At 60.5% G+C, this 17,428-nt stretch carries 15 protein-coding genes; 12 read left to right on the forward strand and 3 right to left on the reverse strand.

Going from position 1 to position 17,428, the window contains the following annotated elements:
* Positions 1–10 precede the first annotated feature (10 nt).
* The 3 genes from G6L01_RS19655 to G6L01_RS19665 all read right to left on the reverse strand — a co-directional run bounded on the left by G6L01_RS19655 (position 11) and on the right by G6L01_RS19665 (position 3,831).
* Positions 11–1,057 (reverse strand): ABC transporter permease, encoded by a 1,047-nt coding sequence (locus G6L01_RS19655; protein ID WP_070165283.1) that lies wholly within the window; start codon positions 1,055–1,057, stop codon positions 11–13.
* On the reverse strand, positions 1,050–2,645 hold the full coding sequence (locus G6L01_RS19660) for an ABC transporter ATP-binding protein (RefSeq protein WP_070165284.1): 1,596 nt from the start codon (positions 2,643–2,645) through the stop codon (positions 1,050–1,052). The genes G6L01_RS19655 and G6L01_RS19660 overlap by 8 nt, the downstream gene beginning before the upstream one ends.
* Before the next feature lie 73 nt (positions 2,646–2,718).
* Complete coding sequence (locus G6L01_RS19665) at positions 2,719–3,831, reverse strand: BMP family ABC transporter substrate-binding protein (protein ID WP_070165286.1); 1,113 nt, start codon at positions 3,829–3,831, stop codon at positions 2,719–2,721.
* A gap of 461 nt (positions 3,832–4,292) precedes the next feature.
* Between G6L01_RS19665 and G6L01_RS19670 the strand changes: the two genes are divergently transcribed.
* The 12 genes from G6L01_RS19670 to G6L01_RS19725 all read left to right on the forward strand — a co-directional run bounded on the left by G6L01_RS19670 (position 4,293) and on the right by G6L01_RS19725 (position 17,428).
* The gene (locus G6L01_RS19670; protein WP_070165288.1) at positions 4,293–4,526 is read left to right on the forward strand and encodes a hypothetical protein; all 234 of its coding nucleotides are present in this window, start codon (positions 4,293–4,295) and stop codon (positions 4,524–4,526) included.
* 52 nt (positions 4,527–4,578) lie between these two features.
* Positions 4,579–5,271 (forward strand): Rieske (2Fe-2S) protein, encoded by a 693-nt coding sequence (locus tag G6L01_RS19675; protein WP_070165290.1) that lies wholly within the window; start codon positions 4,579–4,581, stop codon positions 5,269–5,271.
* The gene (locus tag G6L01_RS19680; RefSeq protein ID WP_070165291.1) at positions 5,271–5,903 is read left to right on the forward strand and encodes a glutathione S-transferase family protein; all 633 of its coding nucleotides are present in this window, start codon (positions 5,271–5,273) and stop codon (positions 5,901–5,903) included. The genes G6L01_RS19675 and G6L01_RS19680 overlap by 1 nt, the downstream gene beginning before the upstream one ends.
* A 53-nt stretch (positions 5,904–5,956) precedes the next feature.
* Positions 5,957–7,756 carry an adenine deaminase gene (locus G6L01_RS19685; RefSeq protein WP_070165664.1) on the forward strand — a complete coding sequence of 600 codons (1,800 nt, stop codon included), beginning with the start codon at positions 5,957–5,959 and terminating at the stop codon, positions 7,754–7,756.
* Complete coding sequence (locus tag G6L01_RS19690) at positions 7,756–8,706, forward strand: LysR family transcriptional regulator (RefSeq protein ID WP_070165292.1); 951 nt, start codon at positions 7,756–7,758, stop codon at positions 8,704–8,706. Before G6L01_RS19685 ends, G6L01_RS19690 begins: the two co-directional genes overlap by 1 nt.
* A gap of 93 nt (positions 8,707–8,799) precedes the next feature.
* Positions 8,800–9,300, forward strand: a complete 501-nt coding sequence (locus G6L01_RS19695) for a thiamine pyrophosphate-binding protein (protein ID WP_060717303.1) — start codon at positions 8,800–8,802, stop codon at positions 9,298–9,300.
* Positions 9,297–9,905, forward strand: a complete 609-nt coding sequence (locus G6L01_RS19700; RefSeq protein WP_070165295.1) for a thiamine pyrophosphate-dependent enzyme — start codon at positions 9,297–9,299, stop codon at positions 9,903–9,905. Before G6L01_RS19695 ends, G6L01_RS19700 begins: the two co-directional genes overlap by 4 nt.
* Before the next feature lie 13 nt (positions 9,906–9,918).
* The gene (locus G6L01_RS19705; protein ID WP_234892363.1) at positions 9,919–11,499 is read left to right on the forward strand and encodes a GMC family oxidoreductase; all 1,581 of its coding nucleotides are present in this window, start codon (positions 9,919–9,921) and stop codon (positions 11,497–11,499) included.
* Positions 11,500–11,542: 43 nt separating this feature from the next.
* Positions 11,543–12,937 (forward strand): amidohydrolase family protein, encoded by a 1,395-nt coding sequence (locus tag G6L01_RS19710; RefSeq protein ID WP_070165668.1) that lies wholly within the window; start codon positions 11,543–11,545, stop codon positions 12,935–12,937.
* On the forward strand, positions 12,934–13,800 hold the full coding sequence (locus G6L01_RS19715) for a (2Fe-2S)-binding protein (protein WP_071205705.1): 867 nt from the start codon (positions 12,934–12,936) through the stop codon (positions 13,798–13,800). The genes G6L01_RS19710 and G6L01_RS19715 overlap by 4 nt, the downstream gene beginning before the upstream one ends.
* Positions 13,797–16,946, forward strand: a complete 3,150-nt coding sequence (locus tag G6L01_RS19720; protein WP_234902231.1) for a molybdopterin cofactor-binding domain-containing protein — start codon at positions 13,797–13,799, stop codon at positions 16,944–16,946. Before G6L01_RS19715 ends, G6L01_RS19720 begins: the two co-directional genes overlap by 4 nt.
* Positions 16,943–17,428 (forward strand): (2Fe-2S)-binding protein, encoded by a 486-nt coding sequence (locus G6L01_RS19725; protein WP_070165299.1) that lies wholly within the window; start codon positions 16,943–16,945, stop codon positions 17,426–17,428. The genes G6L01_RS19720 and G6L01_RS19725 overlap by 4 nt, the downstream gene beginning before the upstream one ends.

Raw genomic sequence — 17,428 nt, forward strand, 5'->3', positions numbered from 1 at the left:
GCGGGTCCTTTCAGGTCTTGTCGCGGACGATGCGGTAATGGGAAATCTCGTCGCCGATGGCTGTCAGGAAGAGGATGAGGCCGGTGATTGCCAGCACGGTCGAGGTTGTCAGCCCCTGCGTTTGCAAAATGATGCCCGAATTGAGGATGAAGGCCATCAGCGCGCCCGCAAGGATAACCCCAATACAGGACCCCCGCGCCAGCACCGCGACCATGATGCCGAGATAGCCGTAATTGTTGGAAATGCCGCCTTGAAGACGATGCACTGTTCCGGTGACTTCCAACATGCCCGCCAGACCGGCAATTGCCCCCGATAGCAGCATGACGGTGATCAGATGACGGCGGGCGGCAATGCCCGCATAGTTTCCGGCCTGCGGATTGGAGCCGATCAGCCGCACCTCATAACCCCAGCGGGTAAAGGCCAGCAGCGCCGCCATGGCCAGCGCGAGAAGCACTGCAATTGGCAGGCCCCAATGCACAAGACCCCAGAATTCCGGCATTTCGGCCTTGATGCGCGGAGTGGCCGAGTTGGCGACGCCGCCGCGTTCGCGCCACGCATCCGTGGAGACATAATAAACCATCAGGATGGCGACGAAATTGAGCAGCAGCGTGGTGATCAGCTCGTTGACATTAGCATAGGCACGGGCAAGGGCCGGAATGACGATCCACACGCTTCCGCCAAGCGCTCCGGCGAAAAACATCGCCACCAGGCTCCAGCCTTCCGGCAGCGGCACAAAAAGACCAACGGCACTGGCGGCGAAGGCGCCTGCGTAAAACTGCCCTTCCGCTCCGATATTCCAGGCGCCGATCTGTTGCGCGACCGTGACGGACAGGCCGGTCAGGATCAGCGGGATAACCAGAAGGCCGAGATCTTCCAGGCCGAAACTGGAACCGAGCGAGGACGAAACCACCTGAATGCCAAGGTTAACAGGGCTTTTCCCCGCAATAGCCAGAATGACACCCGCGATCACTAACGCCAGCGCAATAGCCGCCACCCGTGCGCCAAGGGCAGCAGTGGGCGTGGCTGAAGGGAAGCGTTGCAGGCGAAGACTAGCCATGATGCGTGCCTCCTGCCAACTGACCCGGCTGAAGCTGTCGCCCGCCCATCATCAGGCCGATCTGCTCGATATCGGTGCTGTCATTCTCGACGATGCCCATGATCCGGCCTTCGTAAAGCACGGCGATGCGGTCGGAGAGGTTCAGCAATTCTTCAAGCTCCTCCGAGATCAGTAGGATACCGGCGCCTGCATTGCGCAGGTCAACGATATAGCGCAGCATGGTGTTGATCGCCCCGACATCCAGCCCCCGGCTGGGATAGGCGGCGACCAGAATTTTCGTGGCGATCCGCATTTCGCGCCGCGCCACCAGCCTTTGCTGGTTGCCACCCGATAGATTGCGGATTGGCATGGCGAAATCCGGGATGGCGACCTCTGCGACGCTGGCAATGCTGCGGGCCAGCGCCTTGGCGGCGGAGGGGCGAAACAGTCCGCCAACAGTGACCGGCGGTTTGCCATATTCGCGCATCACGGCATTGACGGTGATCGACAGCCCCGGTGCCAAGCCGCTTTGTAGCCGGTCTTCCGGGATATGGCCGATGCCGCGCCGCACGAAATCAGCGGCATTTGCGGGACCAACCGCTTCGCCGTCGATTTCGATGGTGCCGGAAGCGATGGGCCGCGTGCCGGTCAGGACCTGCGACAGTTCACGTTGGCCATTGCCTGCTACCCCGGCAATCCCGAGGATTTCGCCTGCACGCAGATCAAGGGAAATATCGTGCAAGGTCTGGCGTCCGCTATCGTCCAGCGCCGTCACTGTGCTGACCCGCATGACAGGAGCAGACGATAGCGCGGCGGCACCCTGCGGACGGCCCCGCATGTCGGCCAGCACGATATCGCGCCCGACCATCAGCCGCGCCAGCTTGGCCGGGCTGCAATCGGCGGAAAGCTCGGTGCCGACCTTTTGCCCGCCGCGCAGGATCGTCACCCGGTCGGAAATTTCCAGCACTTCATCGAGCTTATGGGAGATGAAGATCACCGCATTGCCGGTGGAGGCGAAATCGCGCAAGGCCTTGAACAGCTCGCGTGCTTCAAGCGGTGTGAGGACGGCGGTTGGCTCATCAAGGATCAGCACGCGAGCCTTGCGGGCGAGAACCCGCAGGATCTCCACCCGCTGCTGTTCACCTGTCGAAAGCTCGGTGATCCGCGCCGAAGGCTTGACCTGAAGATTGAACCTGGCCGCAAGCTCTGCGGTGCGTTCCTCCAGAACCGAGGCTGAGGCACGGCGTGGCGTATCGCTCCAGCCGAGATGAATGTTTTCCGCCACGGTGAAGGCATTCACCAGCTTGAAATGCTGGTGGATCATGCCGATGCCTGCGGCAATCGCCTGTTGCGGCCCGGTAAATTGCCTTGCATAGCCGTCGATGATGATCTCGCCCGCATCCGGTTGGTAAATGCCGGTCAGGATATTCATCAGTGTCGATTTTCCAGCGCCATTTTCCCCCAGCAGCGCGTGGATTTCACCGGGCATGACTTCAAGATCGACATCGCGATTGGCGATAACGCCGGGGAAATATTTGGCAATGCCTTTCAACTGGACGAGAGGGGCTGCCCCCGTCGGCACTGTATATTTCGCAGGATGTTCATTCATTCTCGGCACACCGGCATGAGAGACTGCGAAGGGCCGGGCATCATCGCCCGGCCTCTATATTGCGTCGGGTGCTTTAAAGCCCCGTGACGCCTTCCACCGACCAATCCCAATTATAAAGCTCGAGTTCGGTCATCTTCTGGCCCTTGGCCACCCGCACGGCACCCTTGGCGTCCTTCAATTCGCCGACAAACGGCGACCAGCCGCCGAGGATTTTCGTGCGCACGTCATCCGCCGCCTTGCCGACTTCGGCGGGAACCTTGGCTCCCCAGGTATCGCGGTCAACGCCAGCGCCCATCGCGAAGATGCTTTCCGAAGGCGACCATTCGCCTGCCAGCCGCTTGCGCACCTGATCGATATAGAACTCCTTGAAGTCTATAATGATCGAGGACACATAGGAATTGGGGCCATAGCGGCGGATGTCGGTGTTCCACATCGCAGCCCAGACGCCGCGTTTTTCAGCAACCTGGAGATAGGCGGCTTCATCCATGATGCCGAACAGGAAGTCACAGCCATTGTCGATCAGCGCGGTGCCAGCCTGGGCTGCGGCCTGCGGATCAAACCAGGAATTGATGGTGATGGTCTGGCAGGTGGCATTGGGGTTGACGGTGCGCGCCCCCATCAGGAAGGCATTGGTCGAGGCATAGACCGAGGCAACCGGGAAGGAGGCGACGTAACCGAGTTTGCCGGTTTTCGACAGATGCCCGGCGGCGACGCCGACCACATAGGTCGGATACCAATGGGCCATGTAGTACCAGCCGAGATTGTCCATCGTCACATGGCCATTGCATTCCATGAAGGCGGTGTCTTTGGCGCGGCGCACCACGTCATGCAGGAAGTCGCCTGTCGAGGACGTGTCGAAGATCATATTCGCGCCTTCCGACACGAATTGCCGATAGGTGCGGGTGGCATCCGCTGAATAGGGGACGTTCTCGACCTCGAGGATCTTCTTCAGCTTGGGGAATTTTTCCTTTACGGCGATAACACCCTGATGGTGCGACCAGGTCCAGCCTTCATCCGTCACCGGGCCGACATGGCCGAAGCCGATCACGGCGTCCTCTTCCTTTATAGCAGGCAAGGCACTTGCGGCTGCGGCGGTGCGCAACATGCCGGGAAGCGCCAGCGAGGCGCTGCCGGCTGCTGCCATGTTGAGAAAGCCGCGACGGGAAAGGCTGCGCAGGTCGATCATTGGAACCCCCATATGTTTTTGTTGAACTGGTTTTGTCGAACTCTACCGGTTGGAAAGCGGCGATCCGCATCCACCTGCCGTCCTTTCTGACGCAACAACCGTGCCAGATGGTGACGTTCAACGGCCGATGCTTCAGCATCGACATTGGTAGGACGACGTCATACACGCTGGGTTGTTCACCGCGCTGATGTTCACCCCATTCCAATCGGCTTTGACCTTTTCAAAACGCTGGTGTTCCGCATAGTCGAAAAAAATCGATCAAGACGATGCGTAAAAGGCAACATCTAGGCTGAAGAAAATGCTTGTAAGCCTGCTTCTCCTGACGCTAGACTGAATAAAAATCAGGCATGCACAAGATTTAATCTTATGCGTTTGAAACGGTCAATCGGAGACGAAATATTGCGCAGGATTGAGCCTGAGGTTGAGCCGAAAAATGATGTACCAGCAATGGTGGATCTGTGATGAGCCTGACGGTCAATCTGGTGTTCGAGGGAAATTTCAACTGCCAAAGCTTCCTGAGTTTTGCCCGCCATCGCGCTGGCAGGCTTGATATCGGCATTGATGTCGAGGCTTGCAGCGAAAACCGCGTTGCGGTTTGCGTCATCGGGCAGGAGGCCTTGGTCGATATGTTTGAAATGGCCTGTAGCCTCGGCCCGGCAGACTGCATCGTGTGGGATGTCCGGCGGCTTTCGTGATGGCACAGGTTTGAGAGTGCGAGACAGGCAGTTTTTGAAAGGTGAAGGGGTCATGAGCATTGAAAAAGCATGGGTGCCGGTGGCACTGTCTTCATCTATCGAGCCTGGAACCTCGGCTGGCGCTGTCGTTGATGGTGCGGAGATCGTCATCTGGCGCGATGCCAAGGGGGCAGTGCATGTCTGGGAAGACCGCTGTCCGCATCGCGGTATGCGGATGAGCTTTGGCTTCGTGCGGGGTGACCATATTGCCTGCCTCTACCACGGGTGGTCCTACGATACGGCGGGACAATGCACCCATATTCCAGCGCATCCCGATCTGGATGTGCCGAAGACCATCCGGGTGACGACCTATGCCGCCGAGGAGCGCCATGGCGTGATCTGGACAGCGCTTGCCGATCGTGCCGACGTGGCCAGCATCCCGGATCTTGGCTTGGGCTTAAGCGTGCGCAGCCTTTATGCAGATTGCACATTGCAACAGGCCATGAATGTGCTGAAGGAAGCGCAACTCCCCACCAAAAAGGGAATTTTGCCCGCACATTTTGAGGTTATTGCCGCCAATGCCTGGCGGCTTGAGGCTGGCGATCTGCGTGTCGCCGTAGCGGTTCAGGCGGTCTCCGCCGGAAGGCTTGCCCTCCATCTGGTGACAGATGCTGCGTCGGCGGCATCTAGGCCGACGCTTGCCCGTTGGGCAGAGGCCCTGCGCCTGACACTTGAGGCACCCTCCGCCTTGGCGCAGGTGGCCTGATGTCTGCGATCACGCTTTACAATTACGATCTGGACGAAAACTGCTACCGGGTGCGGCTGCTGCTGTCCTGTCTTGGGATGGCCTATGAAACCCTTGCTATCGATATGGTGCCGGGCCGGGAGGAACAGACCCCGGCGATGCTGGCGCTCAATCCGCTGGGGGAGCTTCCGGTGCTGAGGGATGGCGAGCAGGTGCTTTACGGCACGCAGGCCATTCTTGCCCATCTGGCCAGGGCGTATGACCCCTCCGGCACATGGCTGCCACTCGATCCAGCCATCTTTGGCGGCGTCATGCAATGGACGTTGTTTTCAGTCTCGCCGCTTGGCTGTGCTGTCACGGCCCGGCGGGTGGCGCTGTTTGGCGGTCCAGGTGATGCCGAAGCACTGAAAGCGTCATCCCGCGCCGCCTTCCGGATCATGGACGACCACATGACGCTGCGCCAGATGGATGGCTGCGAATGGTTTGCCGGGGCAGGCCCGACCATTGCCGATCTCGCCCTGTTTCCAAGCTTTGCCCTCAGCCGCGACTACGGCATCGATCACGATGAATTTCCAGCGCTGCGGCGGTGGATAAGGCGGTTTCGCAGCATCCCCGGTTTCCGGACTATGCCGGGCATACCCGATTATCACTGACGATAGGACAGAGCCGGATCTCACCATTCTGTCCATCAGAGGAGTTCATGCCGATGGCTTTAACCCGATTTTCCGTTGCCCCGCTGGCGGGCATGACACGGCACTTGGCAAATGTGGCGTCCGGTCGCGCCGCGCCTGATCTGGTGATCACCGGTGCCCGCGTTCTCTCGACCTATTCCGAGCGTATTTTGCCTGACAGGGAAATCTGGCTGGCTGGCGGACGGATCGCCGCCGTCAAACCGGCGGGCAGCTCGAAAGTTTTGGGCGTGCCGCGCTACGATGCGCAGGGCGGCATTCTTGCGCCGGGTCTGGTCGATCCGCATATCCATATTGAATCCAGCATGGTCACGGCCTGCGCCTATGCAGAGGCAGCGCTTCTCAACGGTACGACGACGATTTTCTGCGATAGCCACGAGATCGGCAATGTCATGGATGTGGCCGGTGTCGAGGCGATGTTGGAAGACGCCCGTCATGCGCCACTATCGATTTTTCTCACCGTTCCCTCAACCGTGCCTGCCACCTCACCGGAGCTGGAAACGGCGGGCGGGGATCTGACAGCGGAAAAGATCGCTGCCCTGTTCGACAGATGGCCGGAAGCGGTGGCGCTGGGTGAGAAGATGGATTTCGTCCCCGTCACCATGGGCGATGAGCGCGCTCATGCTATTCTGGCCGCGGCGCTTGGCCGGGGCAGGCCAGTTTCCGGGCATGTCTATGGCCGTGAATTCGTCTCGGCCTATGCCGCATCCGGCGTGACCGATACGCATGAAGCCATCGACCGCGACATTGCCGATGATCTGCTGGAGGCGGGGATCTGGCTGTTCCTGCGCGGCGGCCCGCCAACCACGCCCTGGCATTCACTGCCGGAGGCGATCCGCACCGTCACCGAGCTTGGCGCTTCGCATAAGCGCATCGCCGTCTGCACCGACGACCGCGATGCCGAGGACCTGCTGGCCTTCGGCCTCGACTGGGTGGTGCGCGAGGCACGACGCGCGGGCATGAGCCGGGAGCAGGCCTGGGCCATGGGCTCGCTGCATGGCGCGACACGGTTTGGTATGGATGGGGAGATCGGCGGGTTGGGCGGCGGTCGCCGGGCCGATCTGGTGCTTTTGAATGACGACCTTGAACCGGTCAGTACTTGGTATGGCGGTGAACTGGTGGTTGACCACAAAAAGATTACTCCGGTTCTCGATGCCGCCCTTTCCAGCCGCTGGCGCTATCCCGATGCTGCCTATCACACGGTCAAGCTGCCTGACGTGGTGAAGCTGACGCCAGATCTGCCGAGTAGCAAAGTCATAGCCAACACGATCCGCACTGAATTGCCGGGTATCATCCTCGGACACGAGAAGATCGAGCTGGAACCGGCCAATGACTGGGAAACGCATTTTGCCCGCCATGGTCTTTGCTTCGTGACGGTGATCGAACGGCACGGCAAATCGCCGGGCAATGTGGCGCATGCGCTTCTTTCCAATTTCGCGCTGAAAAGCGGTGCCGTTGCTTCTTCTGTCGGTCATGACAGCCACAATATCATCATCGCCGGTACCAATGAGGCCGATATGCAGGTGGCTTTGCGCGCCATCGAATCCCATCAGGGCGGGGTCTGTGTGGTGCAGGATGGCACGGTGACAGCCATGGTGCCGCTGCCGGTGGCGGGCCTGATGTCCGACAAGCGGGTGCATGAAGTGGCAGCTGAAGTTCAGGCCTTGAAAGTGGAGTGGGAAAAGGCTGGCTGCACCATTCCCTATATGGGCTTCAACCTCATCCCGCTGTCGGTGATCCCGGAAATCCGCATTACGGACAAGGGCCTGGTGACGGTGCCGCAAATGGTGATCGTGCCGCCCTTCGAGGCGGCGTGATGGATGCCTACCGGCTGGGCCTGGTTGCAACGCGCATCCATTATTTCCAGCTGGTGGCGCGGCTGGGCTCGATCCGCCAGGCTGCCCTTACCCTCAATGTGGCACCTTCTTCCGTCAGCCGTATCCTGCGCCAATTGGAAGAGGAAATCGGCACGCCATTGTTTGACCGGGTGCGCCAGCGCCTGAAACTGACCAGCGCCGGTGAATTGCTGCTGTATCACGCCAAAGCATCGCTGTCGGAACTCAGCCGGGCCTGCGCCGAAATCAACGATCTGCACGGGCTGCACCGAGGCACCGTCTCGGTGGCTGTGGTGGAAAGCGTGGCGCGGGGCCTGTTGCCGGCGGCGCTGGAGGCATTCTGGAGCCGCCATCCGGCCATTACCGTTGATATCAAGGTCATGGCTTCGCAGCAGGCAGCAAATGCTGTGGCCGAGGGCGAATGTGATCTTGCGGTTATTTTCGACGTGCGCGTGCCGCGCACTGTGCGCCGCATTGCCAGCGTCTCGCTGCCAATCGGCGTTCTGGCTCTGCCGGATAGCGACATGGCCAAGCGCACGGAAATCAAGCTGTTCGATCTTGCCAATCTGCGGGTGATCCTCTCGGATGCCAGCCTGACGCTGGGCGCTTCGGTGGAAGAGGCCTTGAACCGGTCACTGGTGGATCTCTCGCACCGCTCACGCACCAATTCCATCGGCCTGATGGTGGAATTGGCGAGGCGCAATCTCGGCCTTGTCTTGCAGACCCGGGTCGGCGTGGAACAGGAGTTAGCCGAGGGTTCGCTGGTCTTCGTGCCGCTCTCCGACAGCCGTTTGCCGAACCGCAAGCTGATGCTGCTATCGCGCTCGGCCAAGGAGATGTCGGATGCGGCCTCGGCGCTGGGTCGGCTGCTGGAGCAATCGGTCGAACAGCTTGCCCAGGCGGCAGGACAGGCCGCGCGAGAGACATCGTAACATGTTGCCTTTTGCGCATCACTTGCGTCGAAAAATGCCGTCTATTCGAAACATGTGCAGTTTGCGAACCTCACTCGGAAACGAGGGATCACCATGAAACCATCATCCGTCGATGCCGTTATCCGCGGCCTCAAGAAAGCCGGGGTCAGTGTCGTTTGCTACCTGCCCGACTCGCTGTTCAAGGAGCTGTATCCGGCACTCGATGCCGATCCTGATATCCGCACCATCCGTGTCACCAATGAGGGCGAGGGGGCAGCAATCTGTGGCGGCGTATTTCTCTCCGGCAAGCGCGCGGCCCTGGTCATGGAAAATTCCGGCCTGCGGGCTTCCGTTGAACCGCTGGCCCGCATGGGGCTGGGGGCTGGTATTCCGGTTGTCATGCTGATGAGTTATCGCGGCGAACTGGGTGAAAACAACTGGTGGGCCATTCCCCATGGCATCACCATGGAGCCGGTGCTGAACGCGCTGCGCATTCCCTACCGGGTGGTGCGCGAGGAAGACGAAATCGAGCAATCGATTATCGATGCCTATAACTGGTCCTACAATGCCTACTACCACTCGGCCATCGCCCTTGGCGGGAGCATCGTCCGATGAAGCGCTATGATTGCATGAAATTGCTGGCCGCGCGGCTGGAAAATGAGCTTGTCATTCTCTCGCTCGGGGCCTCCGTCGATGAATGGTATAACGCCGCCCCGCATATGCGCCAGGCCAGCCTGTTTCAGCAGCAGCTTGGCTGCGTCACGCCGCAGGCCTTCGGGCTGGCAGCCGGGCTTCCGCATCGCCGCATCATCTCGCTCGATACCGATGGCGGCATGATGTTCAACCTCGGCATTCTCGCCACCCTTGGCAATGAACAACCGAAAAACCTGCTCATCGTCGTCTGGGACAATGAGTGCTACCAGTCGATTGGTGGCCCGCCGACCCACACGGCTTTCGGGCGGGTGGATATTGCCGCGATTGCTCGCGGTGCCGGGATCGACAATGCCTTTACCGCCCGCACGCTGGAAGAGTTCGATTCCCATTGCGAGGCCGGGCTGAAGGCGGATGTTCCCTATATGGTGGTTGCCAAGGTGGCAGGCACCGTGCAGCCGGATATCAAGCGCAAGCATTCGGATGGGCGCGAGGACAAATATATCTTCGTACGCCATGTCGAGGCCAGCGAGGGCATCGTCATCATGGGGCCGAGCGAGCACAATTGAGGCCGATGTCCCCATGTCCAATACGATGACTGAAGCACGGCCCCTCTTGCCACAACGCTCGCTGCAGAAGGCCTATGACTATATCGTCGTCGGCGCTGGCTCCGGCGGCTTGCCGGTGGTGCGTCGCCTGATCGATGGCACGGATGCGACCGTGCTGCTGATCGAGGCAGGCGAACCGGGGATCGGCGTGACCGAGATTGACGATCCCCGCCAATGGGTGCCGCTGGGGCGCGGACGCTGGGACTGGGGCTATGATTATGCGCCCACCTCTCGCGTCAATGGCCATAGGATTGGCATTCCGCGCGGCAAAGTGCTGGGCGGCTCCTCGGCAATCAATGCGATGATGTGGTATCGCGGCCATCCCAATGACTATGACGCATGGCAGGCCGCTGGCTGCGAGGGCTGGTCCTTTGAGGATGTGTTGCCATTCTTCAAGAAGGCCGAGGATTGGCAAGGGGGTGAAAGCCGCTGGCGTGGTGCTGGCGGTCCCCTGAAGATCACGACCAGCAAGACGCTCCATCCGGTGGCCCGGGCGATGATGGAGGGCGCTGCCGATCTCGGCATTCCCGTGATCGATGATCCGAACGGGCCAAGCAATGAGGGTGCCTGCCCCTCGAATTTCAATATTGTCGATGGCAAGCGCTGGAGTTCGGCTGAGGGTTATCTCTATCCGATCCTCGATCATCCGCGCCTGACTGTGCTGACCGGCTCGCAGGTCATCAGCCTGATGGTCGAAAAGGGTCGCTGCACGGGCATTCGCCATCTGGTGGACGGCAAGACAGTTGAGACGCTTGCCCAAAGCCAGGTGGTGCTGGCGGCGGGCGCTTTCGATACGCCGCGCCTGTTGATGCTTTCAGGCATTGGCGATCCCGAGGCGTTGAAACGGCTCGGCATTCCGCTCAATCATGCCCTTCCCGGCGTTGGGCGCAATCTTCAGGATCACCCGCTGGTGCAGGCCGTAGTCTGCCGGTCGAAAATGCCGCTGGGCGATATGCTCGACAATGGCGGCGGCACGATGATGAACTGGAAATCGTCGGTCCATCTTGGCCAGCCGGATGTGCATGCCTTTCCCGTGCAGGGCAATAGCGCCACGCCTGCGCTGCGCGCTCTTTACGACATGTCCGGCCCGGTGTTTTCAATGGGGGCGGGCTTGATGCGCTCGAAAAGTATCGGATATCTGCGCTTGCTCTCTGCCGATCCTTTTGGCCCGCTGGAAATCCAGCCGAATTACTTTGCTGACCCTGACGATCTGGAGGCGACGCTTCTGGCCGTCGAGACGGTGATGGCTCTGGCGCAGACACCGGCTTTTGCAGGGCTGTTCGATGGCTTTGTCGCGCCGGACACAAAGCTTTCGAGGGAGGGCCTTCGGGATTTCATCCGCAATGGCTGTTCCACTTTCTTTCATCCTGTCGGTACGGCCAAGATGGGCAGTGACGAAATGGCGGTGGTGGATAGCCGGTTGAGGGTGCATGGCCTTGCCGGGCTGACGATTGCCGATGCCTCGGTGATCCCCATTATTCCGACCTGCAACACCCATGCGCCGGTGACGATGATCGGCGAGCGCGCCGCCGCCTTTCTGATGCAGGCGGCGTGAAATTTGCATGCCCTGAAACGGGAATACCACCCTGGAGATGAACATGACTTCGAGCGCAATGATCGTCACCGCCGACACTCTGTTGACCATGGATGCGAAAAACAGCGTCATTTCTGATGGTGCCGTTGCCATTGAGGACGGTCGTATTCTGGCGGTCGGCGCGCTGGAGAGGGTGAAAGCCAGCCATCCGGCTCTGGCGGTCAAGCGGATAGACAATGCCCTGCTGATGCCGGGGCTGATCAACGCCCATGCCCATTCCGGCTTCCTGCGCGGCACGGCGGAACATCTGCCGGTCTGGGACTGGCTGACCATCCATATCAACCCGATGCACCGCGTGCTTCTGCCGCATGAAGCCGAGGCGGCGTCCTTTCTGTGCTATGCCGAATCTGCGCTGTCCGGCACCACGACTGTTGTCGATATGTGGCGCTATATGGATGGCAGTGCCCGGGCCGCACAGTCCATCGGCACGCGCCTGGTTGCCGTACCCTATGTCGGGGAGCACCCCGATTACAATTATTTCGAAACGCTCGACAATAACGAGGCGATGATTGAGACCTGGCACCGCAAGGCGGGGGGCCGCATCAATGTCTGGGTCGGGCTGGAACATCTGTTTTATGCCGATGCAGCTGGCCAGCAGCGCGCTATCGCCATGGCCAAACAGTATAACACCGGCTTTCACACCCATTGTTCGGAAGCGGAAGTCGAGGTTGGCGGCTTTATCGACACCTATGGCAAGCGCCCCATGCATGTTCTGGAAGATCTGGGGTTCTTTGAGGCGCCGCGCACCATGCTGGCCCATGCCGTCTGGCTGGATGAGGCGGAAATCGAGCTGATTGCCAGATACAATGTCTCGGTCGCCCATAATCCGGTGTCAAACATGAAGCTTGCTTCCGGCATTGCACCGATTGCCGATATGCTGGCGGCTGGCATTCCGGTCGGTCTTGGCACGGATGGCGAAAAGGAAAACAACAATTTCGACATGTTCGAGGAGATGAAGACCGCCTCCCTGCTCGGCAAGCTGCGCCACCGCGATGCTTCTGCCATGGATAGCTGGCAATGCCTGCGCATGGCGACCATTCTCGGAGCCAAGGCCATCGGTCTTGAGGATGAAATCGGCTCGATCGAAGTCGGGAAACGTGCTGATATCATTGCCGTGCGCACCGATACGCCGCGTATGACGCCGCTGTTTGCCGAGGGCCCCTATTTCAATGTGCAGCACAATCTCGTCCACGCCGTGCGCGGCGGCGATGTCGCCATGACCATGGTGGATGGTCAGGTGATCGTGGAGGATGGCGTGCTGAAGACCGGTGACATCAAGGCGATCATTGCCGATATCCATGGCATGGCGCCTGCACATTTTGCCCGCCGCGCCGCATGGCTTGCCGAAAACGGCGGCGGCACCAAGCAATGGATCAGCGAAGCGGAGGGTGTCAAATGAAGACGACCGACCGGGTCGCGCTTGACGATTGGTATGCGATCGCCACTGCCGGGGATCTCACGACCCAGCCGGTGAAAACAAAGCTGCTGGGCCAGCAGATCGAATATCGGCTGAACACGGATGGTGCGCCGCTGGTGCGCGAGGCGGGCCTGGACGGCTGCTATGGACCGGCCTTGCCCTTCCAGGTCAAATACGGCTGCCTGTTTACCACGCTTGGCACACCGGGAAAGGACATTGTCGATATCGTGGAAGCGGAAGAGGCGGATCGCCGGTTCGTGCTGTGCGGTTGGGTGACGATGCGGGCATCGGGTCTGCGCGTCGTCGAGAATTTCCTCGATATGGCGCATTTTCCCTTCGTGCATACCGATATTCTCGGGTCTGTGCCGCATACCGAAGTGCCACACTATCTGTCGGAAATTCGCCGCGATGTGGATGAGGTCTGGGCGACCAATTGCACGTTTTTCCAGCCGCGCATTGCCGCGACCGAAAGCGATGGCGATTTCGTGCACCTGACCTACCGGGTGCCATCGCCCTTCGTGGTGATGCTCTACCGCGTCTGCCCCACATCGCCGAGCCGGCTCGATGCGATTGCCCTGTTCATCCAGCCGATGGAAGACGGGCTTTGCCGCGCCCAGCCGGTCATGTATCTGGTCGATACCGTCTCGCCGCATAAGGCACTCCTCAATTTCGAGCAGGTGATCTTCCTTCAGGACCGGATCATCGTTGAAAACCAGCGTCCTTTGCTGCTACCGCTTGAGCCGCGCGCGGAAATCCCGACAAGGGCCGATTCCTCCTCCATTGCCTATCGCCGCTGGCTGAAGGAAAAAGGCCTCCGCTTCGGCACGACCGCAGGAGCCGGATGATGGAGGTGCTGGCCCCGAAGACGCTGGACCTGGCCATCGCTGAGGCGCAGCAGCCGGGCGCGCGCATCGTCGCCGGAGCGACGGCGTTGCAACTGGAATGGGCGAAGGGGCTGACGAAGCCGGAGCGTATGATCAGCCTCAGCGGGCTTTCCGCTTCGCTATCGGGTATTGTGGAGGCCGATGGGCTCATTCGCATCGGTGCGATGACGACGCTTGCCAATCTTTTGGCATCGCGTGATCTTGCTATGGCTTTGCCCCTGCTTCATGCCGCCGTCAAATGGGTGGCAAGCCCCGCTGTGCGCACTCTCGCCACGCTTGGCGGCAATATAGCGGGGCGGGCCGGTTGCCTTCTGCCTGCGCTGCTGGCGTTGGACGCTGTTCTGGAATTTGCCGCCTATCCTCACGGGTTTAGCGTGTCGCTGGAACATTGGCTGGCCGACGCACACCAGCCTGCCGCGATCCTGACGGCTATTTTGATCGCGCCCCAGCAACCACAGGAGTGTTTCACATTCCGCAAGATCGGTTTGAGAACAGCCTTCAGCCCCAGTGTCATCAATGTGGCAGGTCGCCTCATAGCGGGTCGGAGCGGTGCCGATGCGGTGCGGTTTGCCGTGGGCGGCGGCATTGTGCCGCCCACTCGTCTGCGTGAGGCCGAAGCGCTAGCGGCTTGTGCTGCCGAGGACGGAAGCGCTTGGGCGCAGGTTCATCCCTGCTTGGTTGAGACAATGCATGTGCCGGGCGACGCATTTCGCTCTGCTGCCTATCGTCGCCACGTTGCGGCGAATGCCTTGACCTTCGGACTCGGCGGCTTTCTGCCCGGACGCATCCCGGACTGTCCTGTCGCCTTACCTATCGAGTTTGCCCGCCCACCGGAAGGCGAACTGGCGCTTGAGCGCATGCGGATGCCAGCTCGCTGGCATATTCGCCCGGATGTGGAGCAGAAGATCCGCGGCGAACTGACCTATCTAACCGATCACCGGGAGGAGGGCATGCTGGTCGGCCGCATCCTGCGCGCCGGGGTCGCCCATGCGCGGATCCTGTCCATCGACACAGCGGCGGCAGAAGCATTGCCGGGTGTTGTCGCTGTTGTAACGCATCGCGACGTGCTGGGGCTGAATGCGTTTGGCATCGTGGTCCAGGATCAACCGGCACTATGCTTCGACAAGGTGCGCCATCGTGGCGATCCGGTCGCAGGGGTAGCCGCAGTTGATGAAGAGACAGCGGAAAGAGCGTTGTCGTTGATCGAAGTCCGCTACGAACCGCTGCCTATGGTGGATGACATGGAAGCGGCGCTGGAGCCAAAGGCAGTGCTGGTGCACGCAAGCGGCAATCTCCAGCGGGAAATTCTCTTTACCCGTGGCGATAGTGTCCAAGCCTTCGCGAAGGCCGACCATATCGTCGAAGAAGTCTATATCACGCCCCGCCAAATGCACGGTTTCATGGAGACCGAGGGTGGCTATGCATATGTCGGGGCGGATGGACGGCTGAACATATGTGCTGGCGGCCAGCATGGCGGGCGTGACCGGCTGCAATTATCGCGTATCCTTGGCTTGGACGAAGACGATATCCGGGTGGTGACGTCGCCGACCGGCGGTGCTTTTGGCGGCAAGGACGAACTTTCTGTTCAGCCAGCGCTGGCGCTTCTGGCGCTGAAGGCAAAGCGGCCTGTCAGGCTGCATTTGTCGCGGGCAGAGTCCATGCTTGCCGGTCAGAAACGCCACCCGATGAAGATCCGCATGAAAACCGCCTGCGATGCACAAGGTGTTTTGCTGGCCCAGCAGGTCGATCTGGTGGCGGATGCGGGGGCTTACGCGTCGCTTGGCCCGAGCGTTCTGGAAACGGCGCTGGAACATGCCATCGGCCCTTATGTGGTGGGCAATATCACCACGCGGGGCCGTCTCGCCTATACCAATAACGGACTTTGCGGCGCTTTTCGCGGTTTCGGCGCCAACCAGATGACATTTGCGGTGGAGTGCCAGATGGACAGGCTGGCAGCACTGTGCGGCCTCTCGCCTTTGGAGATCTGCAGGCGCAATCTGCGACAGCCAGGCTCTCCCGGCTATTTAGGGCAGGTCGTGTCGACCAGCGAACGACTGGAAGAAATGCTGGCGGCCGCCACGGCCTCTGTGCTTTGGCGCAAGCCACAGGGGATAGGTGCCGATCAGGAGTGGATAATCGGAACCGGCATGGCGCTGAATTATCAGGGTAATGGTCTCGGATCTGTCATTCCCGATCCGGCGGCGGGGAGGCTTGCGCTGAACAAACAGGGCCTGATTGAAGGCGCATTTGGGCTGGACGAAATGGGGCAGGGGCTTTTACCGGCAATCTGCGCGGCCATTTCCGCCGAACTGGGGTGCGCGCGCCAAGATGTGCTCCCGCTTGTCGGAGATACATTGCTGGCGCTGGATTCCGGCTCCACCACCGCCTCGCGTGGCAGCCATGTCGTCTGGGCGTCGGTTCGGCTGGCCGCTCCTGAATTTCGCCTAGCAATGTGCCGTGCGGCGGCAGGACTACGTGGCTGCGACGCTGAACAACTCGTCCTGGTGCCCGGCGGTTTTGCGGAGTCCGCCAATCATAGCGACGCATTTTTGCTGTCCTATGCGGATCTGGCCGCCGCCTTGCCGGAGACGGATTTGCCAAGCGTGACGGTGACGTTTGATTTTCCCAAGACCGATTATGCGGATGCCAATGCCCGTTATATCTTTGCCTTCGGCGCTTCGCTGGCCCGTGTCGCGGTCAGTCGGGTGACGGGTGAGGTGCGGGTGCTTGATCTTCACCAGCATTCCGCCGCCGGACCGATCATCGATCTTGCTGCCTATCTCGGGCAATTGGAGGGCGGTGCGGTGCAAGGTCTGGGCTTCACGCTAACGGAGGATTGCCCGATGCAGGATGCAGCATATCTGACCGGCAATTTCGACAATTATATGCTGCCCGGCATTCAGGATGCCCCGCTCGGTCTGCATGTCTTTGCGCTTGACGATCTCGACCCCGGCGACGTGCTTGGTCCGCGCGGGGTCGGCGAACTCGGGATCGGCGCAGTCACGCCCGCAATCGCCAATGCCATAGCGGCTGCCACCGGCTATTGGCCGCCGGTCATGCCTGTCGTGCCGGAAACGCTTCTCGCACATCTCTCGGTGTCAGCATGAACCTGGGCTTCACACTGAATGGCGAGCGGGTCACTTTGGAGTGCCAGCCGGACACGCGGCTCACGGCGATCTTGCGTGACAAGCTGCATCTGACTGCCACTAAGCTTGCCTGCGCTATTGGTCGCTGCGGGGCCTGTAGCGTGCTGTTGAATGGCAGGCTTGCCAATGCCTGCCTGCTGATGGCCTGGCAGATTGACGGTGCCGACATTTTTACGGCGGAAGGACTTGCCTCCCATCCATTGGGAGAGGCGGTGCGCGAAGGGCTGGCGGAGGAAACCGCCTTCCAATGCGGCTATTGCGCGCCGGGCTTTTCGCTGGCGCTGGTGGCCTTGTTTGCCGACAACCCGCAAGCCGTGGAAAAGGACATTCGCGCTGGTCTGGAGGGCAATCTCTGCCGTTGCACCGGCTATCATTCGATCATCCGAGGGGCGTTGAACGCCGCTTGCCGCATTCGCGCTGCACACACCATTTCCGGAGACTGA

Origin of the sequence: Agrobacterium vitis (genome assembly GCF_013337045.2) — a bacterium.
Lineage (GTDB): Bacteria > Pseudomonadota > Alphaproteobacteria > Rhizobiales > Rhizobiaceae > Allorhizobium > Allorhizobium vitis_B.